This is a genomic window from Oryzicola mucosus (genome assembly GCF_014534685.1).
Taxonomy (GTDB): Bacteria; Pseudomonadota; Alphaproteobacteria; order Rhizobiales; family Rhizobiaceae; genus Oryzicola; species Oryzicola mucosus.
Genome location: NZ_JACVVX010000004.1, coordinates 273016 through 290332, shown reverse-complemented (window position 1 = coordinate 290332; position 17317 = coordinate 273016). Strand labels below are relative to the sequence as shown.

At 66.2% G+C, this 17317-nt stretch carries 18 protein-coding genes and 1 pseudogene; 18 read left to right on the top strand and 1 reads right to left on the bottom strand.

Annotated elements, in window-relative coordinates; genetic code table 11:
• Positions 1 to 218: 218 nt before the first annotated feature.
• Positions 219 to 2366, bottom strand: a complete 2148-nt coding sequence (locus ICI42_RS14725) for a transglycosylase domain-containing protein (RefSeq protein ID WP_188165338.1) — start codon at positions 2364 to 2366, stop codon at positions 219 to 221.
• Between the two features lie 586 nt (positions 2367 to 2952).
• On the opposite strand from ICI42_RS14725, the gene ICI42_RS14720 reads away from it, so the two are divergent.
• The 18 genes and pseudogenes from ICI42_RS14720 to ICI42_RS24330 all read left to right on the top strand — a co-directional run bounded on the left by ICI42_RS14720 (position 2953) and on the right by ICI42_RS24330 (position 17304).
• Positions 2953 to 3423: a hypothetical protein gene (locus ICI42_RS14720; RefSeq protein ID WP_188165337.1), complete on the top strand. Its 471-nt coding sequence runs from the start codon at positions 2953 to 2955 to the stop codon at positions 3421 to 3423.
• Entirely contained in the window at positions 3365 to 4639 is a 1275-nt protein-coding gene (locus ICI42_RS14715; protein ID WP_188165336.1) for a DNA-packaging protein, read from the top strand. Before ICI42_RS14720 ends, ICI42_RS14715 begins: the two co-directional genes overlap by 59 nt.
• A 180-nt stretch (positions 4640 to 4819) precedes the next feature.
• Positions 4820 to 6028 carry a phage portal protein gene (locus ICI42_RS14710; protein WP_188165335.1) on the top strand — a complete coding sequence of 403 codons (1209 nt, stop codon included), beginning with the start codon at positions 4820 to 4822 and terminating at the stop codon, positions 6026 to 6028.
• Entirely contained in the window at positions 6025 to 6369 is a 345-nt protein-coding gene (locus ICI42_RS14705) for a DUF6107 family protein (protein WP_188165334.1), read from the top strand. Before ICI42_RS14710 ends, ICI42_RS14705 begins: the two co-directional genes overlap by 4 nt.
• Positions 6370 to 6373: 4 nt before the next feature.
• Complete coding sequence (locus ICI42_RS14700; protein WP_188165552.1) at positions 6374 to 7054, top strand: HK97 family phage prohead protease; 681 nt, start codon at positions 6374 to 6376, stop codon at positions 7052 to 7054.
• The gene (locus ICI42_RS14695; protein WP_188165333.1) at positions 7038 to 8294 is read left to right on the top strand and encodes a phage major capsid protein; all 1257 of its coding nucleotides are present in this window, start codon (positions 7038 to 7040) and stop codon (positions 8292 to 8294) included. Before ICI42_RS14700 ends, ICI42_RS14695 begins: the two co-directional genes overlap by 17 nt.
• Positions 8295 to 8490: 196 nt before the next feature.
• The gene (locus tag ICI42_RS14690) at positions 8491 to 9060 is read left to right on the top strand and encodes a head-tail connector protein (RefSeq protein WP_188165332.1); all 570 of its coding nucleotides are present in this window, start codon (positions 8491 to 8493) and stop codon (positions 9058 to 9060) included.
• Positions 9060 to 9395 carry a phage head closure protein gene (locus tag ICI42_RS14685; protein WP_188165331.1) on the top strand — a complete coding sequence of 112 codons (336 nt, stop codon included), beginning with the start codon at positions 9060 to 9062 and terminating at the stop codon, positions 9393 to 9395. The genes ICI42_RS14690 and ICI42_RS14685 overlap by 1 nt, the downstream gene beginning before the upstream one ends.
• Positions 9396 to 9403: 8 nt before the next feature.
• Positions 9404 to 9589: a hypothetical protein gene (locus ICI42_RS14680; RefSeq protein ID WP_188165330.1), complete on the top strand. Its 186-nt coding sequence runs from the start codon at positions 9404 to 9406 to the stop codon at positions 9587 to 9589.
• A complete protein-coding gene (locus ICI42_RS14675) occupies positions 9570 to 9980 on the top strand; it encodes a DUF3168 domain-containing protein (RefSeq protein WP_188165329.1) in 411 nt (136 codons plus the stop codon). The genes ICI42_RS14680 and ICI42_RS14675 overlap by 20 nt, the downstream gene beginning before the upstream one ends.
• A gap of 24 nt (positions 9981 to 10004) precedes the next feature.
• On the top strand, positions 10005 to 10415 hold the full coding sequence (locus ICI42_RS14670; RefSeq protein ID WP_188165328.1) for a phage major tail protein, TP901-1 family: 411 nt from the start codon (positions 10005 to 10007) through the stop codon (positions 10413 to 10415).
• Positions 10412 to 10741, top strand: coding sequence for a gene transfer agent family protein (locus tag ICI42_RS14665; protein ID WP_188165327.1), 330 nt, complete (start codon positions 10412 to 10414; stop codon positions 10739 to 10741). The genes ICI42_RS14670 and ICI42_RS14665 overlap by 4 nt, the downstream gene beginning before the upstream one ends.
• Before the next feature lie 44 nt (positions 10742 to 10785).
• A complete protein-coding gene (locus ICI42_RS14660; protein WP_407945165.1) occupies positions 10786 to 10965 on the top strand; it encodes a phage tail assembly chaperone in 180 nt (59 codons plus the stop codon).
• Positions 10958 to 11488 (top strand): phage tail tape measure protein, encoded by a 531-nt coding sequence (locus tag ICI42_RS14655; protein WP_188165325.1) that lies wholly within the window; start codon positions 10958 to 10960, stop codon positions 11486 to 11488. The genes ICI42_RS14660 and ICI42_RS14655 overlap by 8 nt, the downstream gene beginning before the upstream one ends.
• Complete coding sequence (locus ICI42_RS14650; protein ID WP_188165324.1) at positions 11489 to 12136, top strand: DUF2460 domain-containing protein; 648 nt, start codon at positions 11489 to 11491, stop codon at positions 12134 to 12136.
• The gene (locus ICI42_RS14645; protein WP_188165323.1) at positions 12133 to 13023 is read left to right on the top strand and encodes a DUF2163 domain-containing protein; all 891 of its coding nucleotides are present in this window, start codon (positions 12133 to 12135) and stop codon (positions 13021 to 13023) included. Before ICI42_RS14650 ends, ICI42_RS14645 begins: the two co-directional genes overlap by 4 nt.
• The gene (locus tag ICI42_RS14640; RefSeq protein WP_188165322.1) at positions 13020 to 13469 is read left to right on the top strand and encodes an NlpC/P60 family protein; all 450 of its coding nucleotides are present in this window, start codon (positions 13020 to 13022) and stop codon (positions 13467 to 13469) included. The genes ICI42_RS14645 and ICI42_RS14640 overlap by 4 nt, the downstream gene beginning before the upstream one ends.
• Positions 13470 to 13471: 2 nt before the next feature.
• Positions 13472 to 17304 (top strand): annotated as a pseudogene (locus ICI42_RS24330) (baseplate multidomain protein megatron).
• Positions 17305 to 17317: the final 13 nt, after the last annotated feature.

Sequence of the window (17317 nt, the reverse complement as noted above, 5' to 3'; positions counted from 1 at the left end):
TGAGGGGCTGTGAAAGGCCATCGGTTTAAGCACCCCCTCGCCGGCCCTTCGGGCCACCAGTCCGGGGCGAGCCACGGGTCTCGCCCGTCCTTCGGCCCCCCCTGCCCGGGGGAGAGGTGCCGAGCGCAGCGAGGCGGTGAGGGGGTAAAGGTCAGCTTTGCCCAAGCGCAAACGCGCGGAACCGGAAGCTGCGGGCTGGATATGCATTTCCGAACCGTTCACAGCGCCGACAAGGTTTCGGATTGCGGAGCAGGCTGCAGGCGGGGCGCCTTGGCGAAGCGGTTGGACAGATCCTGCAGGGCGCGGGTGGTGGCGCCCGACAGCATGGAGGGACGCTCAGGCGCGACAGTTTCGCCTTCGCCCATTTTGTTGTCCTCGCCCTTTGCGACGACGGTTTCCTTGACGAAGGGGTTGTCGATGCCGGGAATGGGCTTGAGGTCGACATTTTGGTGGGCATAGGCCATCAGCCGCTGCCAGACCATCGCGGGCAGGGAGCCGCCGGTCATGTTGCGGGTGGTGGTGAAATCGTCATTGCCAAGCCAGACGGCGGCCGTGTAGTTGCCGGTGAAGCCGACATACCAGGCATCGCGATAGGCCTGCGTGGTGCCGGTCTTGCCGGCGGAGCGGATGTTGGGGAGGGCGGCGCGGCGGGCGGTGCCGGTTTCGGGAATCTGCACCATGATCGAGTTCATCGAGCGGATCGCCTGTTCGGACAAAACGCGGCGGGGTTCGGGCGCATCGCGGCCCCAATCGTAGACGATATCGCCGGAATGGCTGAGAAGCTGGGTGATGCCGTGGCGGGTGCCGGCAAAGCCGCCATTGGCGAGCACTTCGTAGCCGGTGGCCTGGTCCATCACCGTCATGCCGGAGGTGCCGAGCACCATGGTCTTGTGCGAACTGACCTCGGACTCGACCCCCATCGCCTCGGCCATGGCCTTGATCGGCGGAATCGAGAGATGGTCCTTGGCCAGCCGCACCGGCACGGTGTTGATCGACTTGATCAGCGCGGTGGAGAGCGTCATGCGGCCGGAATAACCACGGGTGTAGTTTTTGGGAGACCATCCATTCCAGGTGATCGGCGCGTCGGAGATGACCGATTGCGGCGTGAACCCCTTTTCCATGGCTGTGGCATAGACATAAGGCTTGAAGGAGGAACCGGCCTGGCGCAGCGCCTTGGTGGCGCGGTTGAACTGGCTGGCGCCGTAATCGCGGCCGCCGACAATGGCGCGCACCGCACCGTTGTTTTCCAGGACCACCAGGGCGCCTTCGCCGACGCGGTATTCCTTGCCGTACTGGCGCAGATGAAACTCCATCGATTCTTCGGCGGCGCGCTGGAGGTTCATGTCGATGGTGGTGCGGGCGACCAGTGAGTGGTTCGGCATGTCGACCGCGATCTTCTTGACCTGCTCGAAGGCCCAGTCGAGGAAATAGTCGGGGCTCTTGCGGTCGCCGCGATCCACCGGCGTGGCCGGATGCAGCCGGGCCGACAGGACCTGGCCCTCGGTCATGAAGCCGGACTGGACGAGGTTGGACAGGACGACATTGGCGCGGGCGCGGGCTGCGGGCAGGTTGATGTGCGGCGCATATTTGGCGGGCGCCTTGAACAGGCCGGCGAGCATGGCGGCTTCGGGGAGATTGAGGTCCTTGACCGGCTTGCCGAAATAGAAATCGGCAGCCGCCGCGATGCCGAAGGTGCCGCCGCCCATATAGGCGCGGTCGAGATAGAGCTGCAGGATTTCCTTCTTGGACAGGTTGGCTTCCAGCCATATCGCTAGGAAGGCTTCCTTGATCTTGCGGTCGATGGTGCGTTCGTTGGACAGGAACAGGTTCTTGGCGAGCTGCTGGGTGAGACTGGAGCCGCCCTGGACGACGGAATTGGCCCGCATGTTCTCGCTCATGGCGCGCGACAGGCCAATCAGGTCGATGCCGTAATGCTCGAAAAAGCGGCGGTCCTCGGTGGCGAGCACGGCCTTGATGACATGGTCGGGCATATCGTCGATGGGGACTGAATCGCGCTGGATGATGCCGCGCTGGCCGATCTCGTTGCCGGAGCGGTCGAGGAAGGTGACGGCGAAATCGTCCTGAGCGCGCCAGTCGCCTTCGGTGGCGTGGAAGGAGGGGATGGCAAGCGCCAGCATGACGACGGAGCCGGCAGCGCCCATGGTGAAGCCTTCGCTGGCCAGCTCGACCAGACCGCGCCGCCAACCCTTGACGCGAAAGCGGCGCGACAGGATCGTGGCACTTTCCCAGAACTGCGAGAGCTTGAAACGAAGCTCGTAGAGCGAGGAATCGAGCCAGGCGTCAACGGCCAGCAGAAAGGCAGCGACACGGCCTCTCTTCCTCACCGATTTGACAGGTTCGTTCATACGCCCACTTCCGCAACCACACCCCAGCCTGCAGACCCGATGCCGGCAAATTGAAGGCGGCAGGGTCCGTGGCAGAGCGCCACACTTCCACGAATTCAGACCCCACAACAAGCGTGCCTGTGCCGTTATTCACGGCAGGGCGCAGCACAGCTGTCGGTTTTCTATGCACCCGATGCCCGCTTACATCAGTCGAGCCAATCTGCGCCGCCTGCCTGGCCTGGTTTTGACGGAGCTTAGGGGCGAAGGCTTAAAAAAGCGCGACCGAGAGATTGACATAGGAATTTATTCTTGACACCGTAACGGTGGTTTGGTAGTGTTCAGTTATCGTCAGAAAAGTGTGACTGGCGGCTGAACGGCCGCATCGTACTGGTCTTCCCCGGTTTATCCGGAAGCCTCTGTCCATAGACCCCTCACCGGCTTGCTGCGCTCGCCACCTCTCCCCCATTTCATGGGGGCGAGGAACCCAAGTTCTGCGAAGGATGCGTCCTTCGAAGACAGCGGTTCCTCTCGCCCGGGCAGGGGAGAGGTGGCCCGAAGGGCCGGTGAGGGGGTGGTTCGAACCTTATATTCCCAAGGAGACCGGGTCTTGCTTGTCAGCACCACTGCGAAGTGGCGCGCCTTGCGCGCGCTTTATGAAGGCTCGCCGGCCGATGTCGGGATGCTGGTCGCCATCAGCGGCATGACCGAACGCGGCATCGCCCAGCGCGCCAAGCGCGAGGGCTGGCAGCCGCCGACAGTCGTCGAAGACGCTCTGGCAAAGGTGCGGATGCTGGCCCAACGCTGCGTGCAAGAGCTGGAAGCGATCCAGGCGCATCCAAAGACCGGCTTCAACAAGACCCGCATCGACGCGCTGATGAGCCTCGTCCGCGCCATCGAGAAGGTCGGCGACGTGCTGCGCAGCGACGACGCGCTGAAAGACATCCATGCAAAAAGGGACGCCGACATTGGAGAACTGCTCGATAAGGTGGACCGACGCATTGTCGAACTCGCTCGCGAATATGCAGAAAGGCTGGTCCGCGAGGGAGCTGGGGTTCAAGACGCCGCTGATCGCGGATGAATGGTATGCACATTCCAATCCCGGGCAATATCCGTTCGAGACGCCGCAGACATGGCTGGTGATGGGCGGGCGCGGATCGGGCAAGACCCGGCTGGGCGCGGAGTGGATCAACGGTCTGGTCCGCGCATTCCCGCCCTTCGCGCAGCACAAGCATCTTCGCATCGCTTTGGTTGGCGAGACGCTGGCCGATGTGCGCGACGTGATGATCGAGGGGCCGTCGGGCATTCTGACCACGTCTCGGTATGAGCGGCCGCGTTTCGAGGTGACGCGCCGCCGCATCCTCTGGTCGAGCGGGGCCGTGGCGCACATGTTTTCCTCCGAAGACCCCGAAAGCCTGCGCGGCCCGCAATTCGAGGCGGCGTGGGGCGACGAGATAGCCAAATGGAAGAATGCCGAGGACTGCTTCGACATGCTGCAGTTCGGCCTGCGGCTGGGGCAGCAACCACGCCAGTTGCTGACGACGACGCCGAGGCCGGTGCCGCTGATGAAGCGGCTGATCGCCGATGCCTCAGTGGGGGTGACGCGGCTGCGCACCGAGCACAATGTCCGCAACCTGGCGGACGGGTTTACCGAGACGCTGCGGCGACGTTATTCCGGCAGCGTCCTGGAACGGCAGGAACTGGACGGTGAGTTGATCGAGGATCGCCGCGACGCGCTGTGGTCGCGCGGGCTTCTGGAACAGTCGATCTGCAAGGAGATGCCGGAGATCAGACGCATCGTCGTGGCCATCGATCCGCCGGCAAGTTCGACGGCGGCTTCGGATGCTTGCGGCATCGTGGCGGCGGGGCTGGCGGCGGACGGACGCGCGGTCGTTCTGGAAGACGCCACGGTGCGTGCGGCGGGGCCGCAGCAATGGGCGATGAAGGCGGTGTCGCTGTTTCATCGGCTGAAGGCGGATTGCCTGGTCGCCGAGATCAACCAGGGCGGCGACATGGTGACGGCGGTGATCCGCACCGTGGATGCCGACGTGCCGGTCAACACGGTGCGGGCAAAGCGGGCGAAATGGTTGCGCGCCGAGCCGATCGCCGCACTGTACCAGCAGGGCAAGGTGCTGCATCCCAGGCACTTTCCCGAACTCGAGGACGAGATGTGCGACTTCGGGCCGAGCGGTCTGTCCAACGGTCGCTCGCCCGACAGGCTGGACGCGCTGGTCTGGGCGGTGGGCGAACTGATGCCGGAGTGGCAGGCGCAACCGCGCATCCGCGACTTTTCCTGAGAAAACCCGTGAAAGCGGTCTGCAACTGGCACTTTTTGCGCTTCCGGTGCTCACGTACCCAAAAAGTACGCTGCGCGCGTCGCAGGAGCGACCCCGAAAGCACCATTTTCGCCACGCTTCGACGGGTTTTCGCGCAGGCTCTGAGCCGCCCGCGAACAAAATTTCAACAGAGGAGCCGACATGGCTTGGACATGGCCTTGGCCTCGCAAAGCGGGGATCGCCGCCGCGCGCGTCGAACGCAAACACGCCGAACACAAACACGCGGGACAGACCGGCTTCATCGCGCTGCATGCGCAGGGCGAAGCCAACTGGACGCGCCGCGACTATGCCGCGCTGTCGCGCGAGGGCTTCATGCGCAACCCGATCGTGCATCGGGCGGTGCGGCTGGTGGCCGAGACCGCCGCTGCGATTCCCTGGCTGCTTTATGAAGGCACCACCGAACTGACCGAGCATCCGCTGCTCGACCTGCTCGACCGGCCGAATGCGCGGCAGGCGGGCGCCGGCTTCATGGAGACGCTGTACGGGCATCTGCTCTTGTCCGGAAACGCCTATCCGGAGACGATCGATGCGGGAGCCGCGCGCGAATTGCATCTGCTGCGGCCCGACCGGGTCTCGGTGGTGGCCGACGACAATGGCTGGCCGACCGCGCTGGAGTATCGGCAGGGGACCGGCCAAGGGGGCGACAAGCGGCGCGTGCCGCTGGCGCCGGGTGGGGCGGCGCATCTGAGCCTGTTCCATCCGCTCGACGACCATTACGGCTTTGCGCCGGTGGAGGCGGCACTCGTGGCGCTCGACACGCACAACGCCGCAGGGCGCTGGAACAAGGCGCTGCTCGACAATTCGGCCAGGCCCTCGGGCGCGCTGGTCTATGCGCCGAAGGAAGGCGGCAATCTCAGCGAGGACCAGTACGACCGGCTGAAGACGGAACTGGAGCAAGGCTATACCGGCGCGCATGGTGCGGGACGACCGCTTCTTTTGGAAGGCGGGCTGGACTGGAAGGCGATGAGCCTGTCGCCCAAGGACATGGATTTCATCGAGGCGAAGCATTCGGCGAGCCGCGACATCGCGCTCGCTCTGGGCGTGCCGCCCATGCTGCTCGGCATCCCCGGCGACAGCACCTATTCGAACTACCAGGAGGCCAACCGCGCCTTCTACCGCCTGACCGTGCTGCCTCTGGTGGCGCGGACGGCGAAGGAGTTTTCCGCCTGGCTTGGGCCGGTGTTCCAGCCGGGGCTGCGGCTGTGGTTCGACGCCGACCGGATCGAGGGTCTGGCGGTGGAGCGCGAGGCGCTGTGGAAGCGGCTGGGGGCCGCGGATTTCCTGACCGAGGACGAGAAACGCGAGGCGGTGGGATACCAGCCGCTCGGCGGACGAGGAGACAGATCATGACGGACTGGACGGACGAGCATTGGCTGTGGCTGGCCAAGGCGGGAGGCGCGGTGGCCGGATCGGCTGTTTCGCTGGCCTATGTGCTGCCGCAGGGACGGCGCGACGCGGCGATCCGCTTCGCCGTCGGCGTGATCTGCGGCGTGGTGTTCGGCTCGACGGTGGGCGTGAAGGTGGTGACCGAACTCGGCATCGCCGGCAGCGTCGGTCCGGCCGAACGCGTGCTGATCGGCTCCGCCATCGCCAGCCTGTTTGGCTGGTGGGCCATTGGCTTCATCCTCAAGCGGCTGGAACGCAGAACCCACGGAGACAAGCGACATGACGTTCATCCCGAAGGCGCGTGAGGCCATGACGATGCCCGGCGAATCCAAGTTTCTCGACGTGGCGCTCGATGCGGTGGAGCAGGACGGCAGCTTCCACGGCTATGCCAGCCTGTTCGACAAGGTCGATCTCGGCAACGACATCGTCGAGCGCGGCGCCTTCGCCAAATCGTTGCGGACGCGAGGGGCGGGCGGCATCCGCATGCTGTTCCAGCACGATCCCGGCGAGCCGATCGGCACATGGACCGAGCTGCGCGAGGATGAGCGCGGCCTGTTCGTGCGCGGCAGGCTGGCCGCCGGCGTGACGCGGGCGCGCGAGGTGCTGAGCCTGATGCGCGGCGGCGCGCTGGACGGACTGTCCATCGGTTTTCGCACCGTCAAGGCGCGCAAGGATGCAGGCAGCGGCGTGCGCCGCATCCTGGAGGCCGATCTCTGGGAAATTTCGGTGGTGACCTTTCCGATGCTGCCCGACGCCCGCGTCGCAGCCGTCAAGGGGACGCTGCCGAGCGTCCGCGAATTCGAACGCTGGCTCACGCGGGATGCGGGGCTGACGAGAAGCGATGCCCGCGCCGTGGTGGCGGAGGGTTTCGCACAACTGGTGCGCAAGCGGGACGCGGCGCGCGGGACCGAACACGATCTGGCGGAACGCATCCGCCGGGCGACACGAACCATGAAGGACAAGGATACGATCCATGACAGACATCGCTGACAGCCGCGCCCCGGAAACCAAATCCGGCGCGGGCGACTATCTCGACCTGAAGGACGCCTTCGGCGAGTTCATGACCACCTTCGAGGCCTTCAAGGAGGCCAACGACCAGAAGCTTCAGCAGATGGAGGGGCGGCTGGGCGCCGACACCGTGACGGTGCAGAAGGTGGAGCGCATTTCGCAGGCGCTCGACGAGCAGAAACGGGCTATCGACGGCATGTCGCTGAACCGGCTGCGGCCGGGGCTTGGCGATGGCGAGCGCCGCTCGACGCCCGAGCGCAAGCAGGCCTTCGACGCCTATATGCGCAGCGGCGACGACCGGGCGCTGCGCGCACTCGACAGCAAGGCGATGTCCTATGGCTCCGGCCAGGATGGCGGCTATCTGGTGCCGGACGAGACCGAGGCCGAGATCGGCAAGCGGCTTTCGACCCTGTCGCCGATCCGCTCCATCGCCTCGGTGCGCAAGGTGTCCGCCGCGGTGCTGAAGAAGCCGTTCGCGCTGGGCGGACCGGCCGTCGGCTGGGTGGCCGAAACGGCGGCCCGGCCGCAGACCGCCACGCCGACGCTGGCCGAGCTGCAGTTCCCGACCATGGAGCTCTACGCCATGCCGGCGGCGACCGCCTCGCTTCTGGAAGACAGCATCGTCGACCTCGACCAGTGGATATCGGCCGAGGTGGAAGCCGCCTTTGCCGAGCAGGAGGGCGCGGCCTTCGTCAGCGGCAACGGCGTCAACAAGCCGCGCGGCTTCCTCGACTACACCAAGGTGGCGGAGGCAAGCTGGGTGTGGGGGCAGATCGGCTATATCGCAACGGGCGTTGCCGGGCAGCTGCCGGCGTCCAACCCTTCGGACGTGCTGATCGACACCGTCTATGCGCTGAAGGCGGGTTATCGCCAGAATGCCAACTGGGTGATGAACCGAAAAACGCAAGGGGCGATCCGCAAGCTCAAGGATGCCGACGGCAACTATCTCTGGCAGCCGCCGGCCACGGTGGGCCAGAAGGCGATGCTGATGGGCTTCCCGCTGGTCGAGGCGGAGGACATGCCGAACGCGGCGACCGACGCCACGCCCATCGCCTTCGGCGACTTCTCGCGCGGCTATCTGGTGGTCGACCGCACGGGCGTGCGCGTCTTGCGCGACCCGTATTCGGCCAAGCCCTATGTGCTGTTCTACACCACCAAGCGCGTCGGCGGCGGGGTGCAGGACTTTGACGCGATCAAGCTGCTGAAATTCGGAACGGCTTGAGAACTCTACTCCGGAGGCCATCTGATGCGGCTTTCTGCGCTTCCGGTGCTCACGTACCTGAACGTACGCTCCGCTCCGGTTCTCGAAAACCGCGCCATCTGACTCACGGAAGCGAGTTCTGAAGCAGTTCCGCGATCCGTAACGGCCCCGGATGAACAGTCCGGGGCCTTTCTTTTCAAGCCGGGAGCAAACAACCATGACGCTTGTGAGAACCGTCGAACCCTCGGCGGAGCCGGTGACGCTGGCCGAGATGAAGGCGCATCTGCGGGTGCAGCATTCCAGCGAGGACGCGCTGCTGGAAGGGCTGATCCGCGCCGCGCGGCAGGATGTCGAGCGCGCGACCGGCCTGGCGCTGATCGACCAGGGCTGGCGGCTGGTGGCGGATGGGGTGTCCCGCGAGGGTTGCCTTTCGATACCGCTGCATCCGGTGCGGGAGATCTTGTCGATCACCGTCTACGGCTCGGAGGGCGAGGCCTCGTTGGTCGACGCCGGGAGCTACCAGGCCGACCTCGTGTCGCGCCCGGCGCGGCTCTACTTCGACCCCAAGCCGGAGCGGCTGAAGGCGATGAACGGCATCGAGGTCGATTTCACCGCCGGTTTCGGCGAGGCGGGCACCGATGTGCCCGATCCGTTGCGGCTGGCGATCAAGCTGCTGGCCGGCCATTGGTACGAATTTCGCGGCGCCTATGGTCCCGGCGACCAGCCGGTGTCCTATCCCGGCGGCTACGACCGGCTGATTTCCCACTATCGCACGCGGAGGCTGTAATGCAGGCGATGTTCATCGAGCCCGGCAATTTTAAGGCATGGCTGACGATCGAGGCGGCGCACAGCGCTGCCGACGGCATGGGCGGGCGGACCGAGAGCTGGGAGGAGACCGCGGTGACCTACGGCCATATCGAGCCGGTGGCGGCCGAAAGCCGCTTCGGCGCCGACCAGACGCTGGAGACCTATACCCACCGCATCACCATCCGCCATCGCGAGGGCGTGGCGAGCGGCATGCGGTTCCGCAAAGGGCAGCGGCTGTTTCCCATCCTCACCGTGCACGATCCGGACGAGACGGGCCGCTATCTGGTGTGCCGCGTCAAGGAGCAGGGTCTGTGAAGCCGACGATGCGACTGACCCTGGACGGGCTGTTGAGCGCTCTGCGCGGCAAGGCGCATGCGCTGGCCGACGATGTCCAGACGCAGCGCCGGCGTCCGCGCCCGAAATTCTGGGCGGACGGCTCGAGCATCTGGGAGCGCAGCCCAACGCAACGCAATCTGCCGGAGAGCTTCGATGATTTCGGGGACGAGTGAACTGCAAAAGGCCGTGTTCTCAGTGCTGAGCGGCGATGCCACGCTGGGTGGGTTGCTGGGCGGCGCGCGCATCTATGACGCTGCGCCCGACAATGCGGCGTTTCCATACGTCACCTTCGGGCGCATCTCGACGACGGATTGGAGCACGGCGACGGAGCGGGGCAGCGAGCATTTTCTGACGCTGCATTGCTGGTCGCGCGGCAAGGGCAAGAAGCAGGCGCTGGCGATTGCCGATGCGGTCGCGGCATGCCTGGACGACGCAGCGCTGCCGCTCGACGGCCACCATCTGGTGAGCCTGAGTTTTCTCGGCAGCGAGACGGCCTATGACGACCGGTTCCTGGCGACGCGCGGCGTCGTCCGGTTCCGCGCCGTGACCGAGCCTGTGGAATAAACCCAACAGACCAAGGAGGCGGCAATGGTCGCACAGAAGGGCAAGGATCTTCTCTTGAAGATCCAGCATGAGGCGGCGTTTTTGACCGTGGCGGGGCTGCGGACCAAACGGCTGGCCTTCAACAGCCAGACGGTGGACGTGACCGACGCGGATTCGGCGGGCCGGTGGCGCGAACTGCTGGCGGGCAGCGGCGTGCAGCGGGCAAGCCTGAGCGGGGCGGGCATTTTCAAGGACGCGCAGTCCGACGGGCTGATCCGGACACGGTTCTTCGCCGGAGAGCTCGTGCCGTGGCAGGTGGTGGTGCCGGGCTTCGGCGCGGTCGAGGGGCCTTTCCAGATCACGGCGCTGGAATATACCGGCGCGCATGACGGCGAACTGACCTTCGAGATCGCGCTGGAGTCGGCGGGCGTCGTCAGCTTCACGGTGGCGCCATGAGCGCGAACCGCAGGCGCGGCGAGATCGCAGCCGAACTCGACGGGCAGACGCGCAGGCTGTGCCTGACGCTGGGCGCGCTGGCGGAGCTGGAAACAGTCTATGCCGCCGACGATCTGAGCGCGCTGGTGCAACGATTTTCGAGCGGAAAACTGTCGGCGACCGACCTGATCCGGCTGATCGGCGCGGGCCTGCGCGGCGCCGGCGCCGATGTCTCCGACCGGGAGGTCGCTGCCATGCGAGCCGAGCGCGGGGCGGCCGGCTTTGCCGAAATCGCCGCAGAGCTTTTGACCGCGACCTTTGGCGGGGCTGCCCCACAAAACCCTTGAATGCCGCAGCACCCGCGCCGGCTGCCTTTCCGTGGGAGCGGGTCATGGCGGTTGGGCTCGGGCTGCTGCGGCTTTCCCCAAGCGCGTTCTGGAGCATGACGCCGCGCGAATTCGAACGCGCGGCGAGCATTTTGATGCCGGCGCGGGCGCAAGGCCCGAGCCGGCAGGCGCTCGATGCGCTGATGCGCAGCTATCCCGACAGACAAGGAGACCAGCATGGCTGAAGACGTGACCGTTTCGATCCAGGCCGATACGGCGCCGTTCCAGGCGGCGCTGCAGAACTTGGAAAAGCTGTCGAGCAGTTTCGGCGCGCAGCTGACCGGTGCGCTGAAAAGTGCGGCTATCAGCGGGCGCGAGCTCGACGATGTGTTGCGGCGGCTCGGCCTGAACCTTGCCGGCATGGCGCTGGAGCAAGGGTTGAAGCCGCTGCAGTCGCTGGTGGGTTCGCTGCTGTCGAGCGTCGTCGGCGCGGTGATGCCGTTCGCCAAGGGCGGGGTGGTTTCGGCGCCGACCTATTTCCCGATGCAAGGCGGCATGGGCCTGATGGGCGAAGCGGGATCGGAAGCGATCCTGCCGTTGCAGCGCGGTTCGGACGGCAGTCTGGGCGTCGCGACGTCAGCACCGGCACGGCCGATGAGCATCGTCTTCAACGTCACCGCCCAGGATGCGTCGTCCTTCCGCAAATCGGAGGCGCAGATCACCGGCATGCTGGCGCGAGCGGTGTCGCGCGGATCGCGGAGCCTTTGAATGAGCGCGTTTTCCGAATTCCACGATGTTGCCTTTCCGCTCGGCATCTCCTTCGGCGCGACCGGAGGGCCTGAGCGCCGCAACGAGATCGTCACGCTGACCTCCGGCCGCGAGAAGCGGAATGCGCGCTTCGCCGATTCCCGGCGGTTCTACGACGCCGGAACCGGGGTGCGGTCGCTGGAAGATCTGCACGATGTGCTGGCGTTTTTCGAGGCGCGGCGGGGTTCGTTGCACGCGTTCCGGTTTCGAGATCCGTTCGACATGAAGTCGTGCCCGCCGGAGCAGGCCCCTGCCGCCACCGATCAGGCGCTGGGCACCGGCGATGGCGCGCGGGTGCGCTTCAAGCTGGTCAAGACCTATGGCGCAGGCGACGACGCCTACAGCCGAACCATCGCAAAGCCGGTGCTGCCGACGCTGAAGGTGGCGGTGGGCGGCATCGAGCGGCCGGCTTTTGCTTTCAGCTTCGACGGGGCGAGCGGCGAGATCGTCTTTGCCGCAGGCCATGTGCCGGGCGCGGGCGCTGCGGTGACGGCGGGCTACGAGTTTCATGTGCCGGTGCGGTTCGACATCGAGAGACTGACGCTCAGCCTGACGGCGTTTCGCGCCGGCCAAATCCCATCGATCCCGCTGGTGGAGGTGCTGCTGTGAGCCGCTACCCGGAGGCGCTGTCGGCACATCTGGCCGGCGCGGTGACGACGTTGTGTCATTGCTGGAGACTGACGCGCAGCGACGGCTTGGCAATCGGCTTCACCGACCATGACCGGACGCTGGAGATCGGCGGTCTCGCCTATGAGCCGGCCAGCGGGTTCACCGCGAGCGAGGCACGCGACACGCTCGGCATGGCGGTCGACACGCAGGACATCGAGGGCGCACTGTCGTCGGAGCGCATTCGCGACGAGGACGTTTCCGCCGGCCTTTACGACGGTGCTGTGGTCGAGACGCTGCTGGTCGACTGGCGCGAGCCGGGCGTTCATGCCGTGATCCGAAAGGCTGCGATCGGCAAGATCGTGCGCAGCGACACCAGCTTCGTGGCCGAGTTGCAGAGCGCTTCGCACACGCTGGACCAGCCGCAGGGGCGCATCATCAGCCGCCGCTGCGATGCGGAACTGGGCGATGCGCGTTGCGGCTTCCTTCTGGCGCGGGACGGATTTTCGGGCGCGGGCACGGTGGTGGCCGTGCAGGGCGTCGACACGCTTGTGGTCGAAGGCATCGAGACGTTCGAGCCGGGCTGGTTCAGCCATGGAAGGCTGACATGGACTTCCGGTGCGAAGACGGGGCGGATGTTTCGGATCGTGCATCATCGTACAGGCACCGAAGGCGTCGTGCTGGTTCTGCCGCCCGAAGCGCTGCGTGGGGCGGAGGCAGGAGATGCGTTCACGCTGGAGGCCGGCTGCGACAAGAGCTTCGCCACATGCAAGGCGAAGTTTGCCAATGCCTTGAACTTCAGGGGCTTTCCGCATCTGCCCGGCAACGATGCAGCCTATGGCTATGTCTCCGACAATGGCCTGTTCGACGGCGGGCCGGTGGTGCCATGAGCGATAGCGTCACGGCACGCGCGGTGATCGCCGAGGCGGAGCGCTGGATCGGAACGCCCTACCGTCACCAGGGGCGGATGCGAGGCGTCGGCTGCGACTGCATCGGCCTGCTGCTGGGGGTTTGGCGCGGACTTTATGGCTCGGTGCCGGAAGCGCCACGGAACTACGCGGCGGATTGGGCTGACGGCGAACGCGGCGACAGCCTGCTGGACGCCTGCAGGCGGCATTTCATCGAAAGGCCGGTGGCGGAGATGGCACCGGGCGACCTGCTGCTGTTTCGCTGGCGGCCGCATCTGCCGGCGCGGCATGCGGGCATTTTCACCGGACAGAGCCGCTTCATCCATGCCTATGAGCGCGTCGGCGTCGTGGCGTCGCCACTGGTGCCCAGCTGGCGCAGGCGCATCGCAGCCGTCCTTTCCTTTCCCTCGCTTCCTGGCGGAGACTGACCATGGCGACAATCCTGCTGCAGGCGGCCGGTGCCTATATCGGTGGCCTGCTCGGCCCCATCGGCGCGACCATCGGCACCGCCGCCGGCGCGGTGGCCGGCTATATGCTCGACCGCGCGCTGATCGCCGGCACGCAGCGCATCGAAGGTCCGCGCCTGACCGGAGCGCGACCGTTCACCGCCGAGGAAGGCGTTTCGCTGCCGCGCATCTATGGTACGGCGCGGCTGGGCGGCACCTTGATCTGGGCGACACGGTTCCAGGAGGTTTCGGAAACCAGCCGGCAGGGCAAGTTCGGGCCGAAAGTCACTGAATATTCCTATTTCGCCAATGCCGCCTTCTCGCTCTGCGAGGGAAAGGTGGCTGGCATTCGCCGGGCCTGGGCGGATGGCAAGGAGCTCGACCTCACGACCATCGAGCTGCGGGTCTATAATGGAGCGGAAGACCAGCTTGCCGATCCGCTGATTGAGGCCAAGCAGGGCGCGGGCAACACGCCGGCCTATCGCGGCACGGCCTATGTGGTGGTCGACAATCTCGATATCGGGCCGTTCGGCAACCGGCTGCCGCAATTGCAATTCGAAGTGCTACGCCCGCTGGGCACAGTGCCGGGCAAGATCAAGGCGGTCTGCCTGATCCCGGGTGCTACCGAATACGGGCTGGCGACCAGCGTGGTGGAAAAGGAAATCCGGCCCGGCGAGAGCGAGGCCGTCAACCGGCATGTACTGCATGCGGGTTCTGATATCGCCGCGTCGCTGGACGAGTTGCAGATGCTGTGTCCCGAACTGGAGCACGTCGCTCTGGTCGTGTCGTGGTTCGGCAACGACCTGCGCGCCGGCGAATGCCGGATACGGCCGGCGGTGACGACGCGCAGCGGCGGCATGTCGGAAGCGTGGCATGTCGCGGGTCTGGGCCGGGCGACCGCTGATCTGATCTCGACGCATGACGGCGGGCCCGCCTATGGCGGCACGCCGTCCGACCAGAGCGTGAAGCAGGCCATCGCCGAAATCCGTTCGCGGGGTCTGAAGGTTACTTTCTATCCTTTCATCATGATGGATGTTCCGGCGGACACCACCTTGCCGGACCCATACGGCGGGGGCGCGCAGCCGGCTTATCCCTGGCGCGGGCGCATTACCTGCGATCCCGCGCCTTTGCAGCCGGGAAGTACCGACAAGACAGCGCTGGCGCGCGAGCAGATCGAGGCGTTCTGCGGCTCGGGGTCGGGCGACTGGGGCTATCGCCGCTTCGTGCTGCACAACGCCCATCTTGCTGAGGCGGCGGGCGGGGTCGACGCGTTCCTGATCGGCACCGAACTGCGCGGACTGACGACGCTGCGCGACGAGACCGGCGCGTTTCCGTCGTGGAGGCGTTGTGCGCGCTGGCGGATGACGTGCGCGGGATTCTGGGCGCGCAGACCAAGCTGACCTATGGAGCGGACTGGAGCGAGTATTTCGGCCATCATCCGCAGGACGGCAGCGGCGACGTGGTGTTTCACCTCGATCCCCTATGGTCGCATCCCGAAATCGATGCGGTGGGCATCGACAATTACATGCCGCTGTCGGACTGGCGCGATGCCGACCATGCCGACGGCAACCCCGATGGTTTCGCTTCGCCCTACGATCTGGCGGGGCTTAAGGCGGGAATTGCCGGCGGCGAGGGCTTTGACTGGTATTATGCGAGCGCGGAAGCAAGGCTCGACCGCGAGCGCAGCGCGATCAGCGACGGCGCTTATGGCAAGCCGTGGGTCTATCGCTACAAGGATCTGGTGAACTGGTGGTCGAACCCGCATCACGACCGCAATAGCGGCGTGGAGGCCGCGTTGCCGACAGCCTGGCAACCCAGGGGAAAGCCGATCTGGTTCACCGAACTCGGCTGTCCCGCCGTCGACAAAGGCCCGAACCAGCCCAATGTGTTCCCCGACCCGAAGTCGGTCGAGAACGCCGTTCCGTATTTTTCAAGCGGCGGCCGCAGCGATACGGCGGCACAACGGTTTCTCCAGGCGCATCTCGGCCGCTGGGATGCTGCGGCGGACGGATTTTCCGATGCCGCCAACCCGGCTTCGGACGTCTATGCGGGGCGCATGGTCGAGGCCTCGCGCTGCTACATCTGGGCCTGGGATGCGCGGCCGTTTCCAGCTTTTCCACTTTTGCAGGACAGCTGGGCGGATGCGGGCAACTGGCAGCTCGGCCATTGGCTCAATGGCAGGGCATCGGGCGTGGCGGTGGGCGATGTCATCAATGCCGTGCTGGCAGATCACGGTTTGCCCAAGGCAGATGTGAGCGGCGTCGAAGGCACGGTGCAGGGCTATGTCGTCAGCGATGCGAGCTCGGTGCGCGCGACGCTGGAGCCGCTGCAGGAGCTGTTCGACCTGGCCGTTCTGGAACAGCCGGAGGGGTTGCTGTTCCGGCAGGCGACAAGCGCGGGCGAGCCGGTCGAGGTCGACGAACTCGTGGCCGAGGGCGACGCGACCATACTGGAGCAGAGCCGCGTGGCCGACAGCGACCTGCCGGTGGAGGCGATCCTGAATTTTCGCGACCCGATGAAGGACCATCAGGCGGGGTCCGCCCGAAGCCGGCGTGTCGCGCTGACCGGCGCGCAGGCAGGCCTCAGCCTTCCTGGAACACTGGAGGCTGGACAGGCAGCGGTCCTTGCCGACGAGTGGCTGCAGCGGAACCGCGCGCGGCGCGAGCAACTGAATTTCGCGATTGCGGGTCCGCGCGACGACCTCGTGCCCGGTGCGCTGGTGCGGCTGCCGGGACGGCTGGACGGACGCGATTTTCTCGTCACCCAGATCGAGGACGGCCTGACGCGGAGAATCCAGGCGAGCGAGATCGTGCGGACCGCGCCGGTGCCCTGGATGTCCGGTGAAGCCGGAGCGACAGCGCCGACCGTTCTCGCGGGGCGTCCGCATGTGCTGTTCCTCGACCTGCCGCTGGGCGCGGGGTCGGACGAGCCGCTCGACCAGTTTCGCTTGGCGATCCACCAGCGGCCCTGGCGGACGCAGGCGGTTCTGGTGTCGCCGGAGACGAGCGGTTTCACCGTGCGTGGACAGGTGACGCGCAAGGCCGGCGTCGGGCGGCTGACGGAAGCGCTGGCGCCGGGACTGTTTTCGGGGCGACCGGATCGATCCGCTGCGCTAACGGTGGAGATGTACGACGCGGAGCTTTCGAGCGTCAGCCGGGCGCAGCTTCTCAATGGCGCGAACGCCCTGGCAGTGAGGGCAGTGAACGGCATCTGGGAAGTGCTGCAGTTCGAGCACGCCGAAGAGGTGATGCCGGGCATCTGGCGACTCACCGGACTGCTGCGCGGTCAGCTCGGAACCGAGGACGCCATGGCTGCCGGTGCATCGGCTGGCGCGGATGTCGTGGTGCTGGACGATGCCGTCGCGCCGGCCGGATTGCAGGCGGGGGAAGTCGGGCTTGAATTGAACTGGCGTATCGGTCCGGCGGGTATGCCGGTCGACGGCAGCCACTTCGTCACACAAGCCCAGACCGGCGGGCTGCGGGCGTCGATGCCTTTGGCGCCAGTACATCTTTCCGCGACACCGCAGGCCGGCGGGGGCATCGCACTCCGCTGGATCAGGCGCAGCCGCGTCGATGCCGACAACTGGACTGCCGCCGAGATCTCGCTGGGTGAGGTGCGCGAGGAGTACCGCGTGTCCGTCGCGACGGTGGACGGCTCGCTGAAACGGTCGGCGGTGGTGACCGAGCCGTCCTGGCTCTATGCCGCCGCCGAAGTCAGTGCGGATTTCTTCGCGGCCGACGAAGCCCTGGTGACCGTCGAGCAATGGAGTGCAGCGGTGGGCTGGGGTTTGCCGGCCACGTTGCGGATTTCTGTCTGAGAACGAAAGGAAA

Excerpts from the sequence above, each read along its gene's own strand:
- ICI42_RS14700 (WP_188165552.1), top strand. The coding sequence starts at position 6,374 with ATGACGATGCCCGGCGAATCCAAGTTTCTCGACGTGGCGCTCGATGCG.
- ICI42_RS14640 (WP_188165322.1), top strand. The coding sequence starts at position 13,020 with ATGAGCGATAGCGTCACGGCACGCGCGGTGATCGCCGAGGCGGAGCGC.
- ICI42_RS14710 (WP_188165335.1), top strand. The coding sequence starts at position 4,820 with ATGGCTTGGACATGGCCTTGGCCTCGCAAAGCGGGGATCGCCGCCGCG.
- ICI42_RS14660 (WP_407945165.1), top strand. The coding sequence starts at position 10,786 with ATGGCGGTTGGGCTCGGGCTGCTGCGGCTTTCCCCAAGCGCGTTCTGG.
- ICI42_RS14665 (WP_188165327.1), top strand. The coding sequence starts at position 10,412 with ATGAGCGCGAACCGCAGGCGCGGCGAGATCGCAGCCGAACTCGACGGG.
- ICI42_RS14655 (WP_188165325.1), top strand. The coding sequence starts at position 10,958 with ATGGCTGAAGACGTGACCGTTTCGATCCAGGCCGATACGGCGCCGTTC.
- ICI42_RS14705 (WP_188165334.1), top strand. The coding sequence starts at position 6,025 with ATGACGGACTGGACGGACGAGCATTGGCTGTGGCTGGCCAAGGCGGGA.
- ICI42_RS14685 (WP_188165331.1), top strand. The coding sequence starts at position 9,060 with ATGCAGGCGATGTTCATCGAGCCCGGCAATTTTAAGGCATGGCTGACG.
- ICI42_RS14690 (WP_188165332.1), top strand. The coding sequence starts at position 8,491 with ATGACGCTTGTGAGAACCGTCGAACCCTCGGCGGAGCCGGTGACGCTG.
- ICI42_RS14680 (WP_188165330.1), top strand. The coding sequence starts at position 9,404 with ATGCGACTGACCCTGGACGGGCTGTTGAGCGCTCTGCGCGGCAAGGCG.
- ICI42_RS14670 (WP_188165328.1), top strand. The coding sequence starts at position 10,005 with ATGGTCGCACAGAAGGGCAAGGATCTTCTCTTGAAGATCCAGCATGAG.
- ICI42_RS14725 (WP_188165338.1), bottom strand. The coding sequence starts at position 2,366 with ATGAACGAACCTGTCAAATCGGTGAGGAAGAGAGGCCGTGTCGCTGCC.
- ICI42_RS14715 (WP_188165336.1), top strand. The coding sequence starts at position 3,365 with ATGCAGAAAGGCTGGTCCGCGAGGGAGCTGGGGTTCAAGACGCCGCTG.
- ICI42_RS14650 (WP_188165324.1), top strand. The coding sequence starts at position 11,489 with ATGAGCGCGTTTTCCGAATTCCACGATGTTGCCTTTCCGCTCGGCATC.
- ICI42_RS14695 (WP_188165333.1), top strand. The coding sequence starts at position 7,038 with ATGACAGACATCGCTGACAGCCGCGCCCCGGAAACCAAATCCGGCGCG.
- ICI42_RS14675 (WP_188165329.1), top strand. The coding sequence starts at position 9,570 with ATGATTTCGGGGACGAGTGAACTGCAAAAGGCCGTGTTCTCAGTGCTG.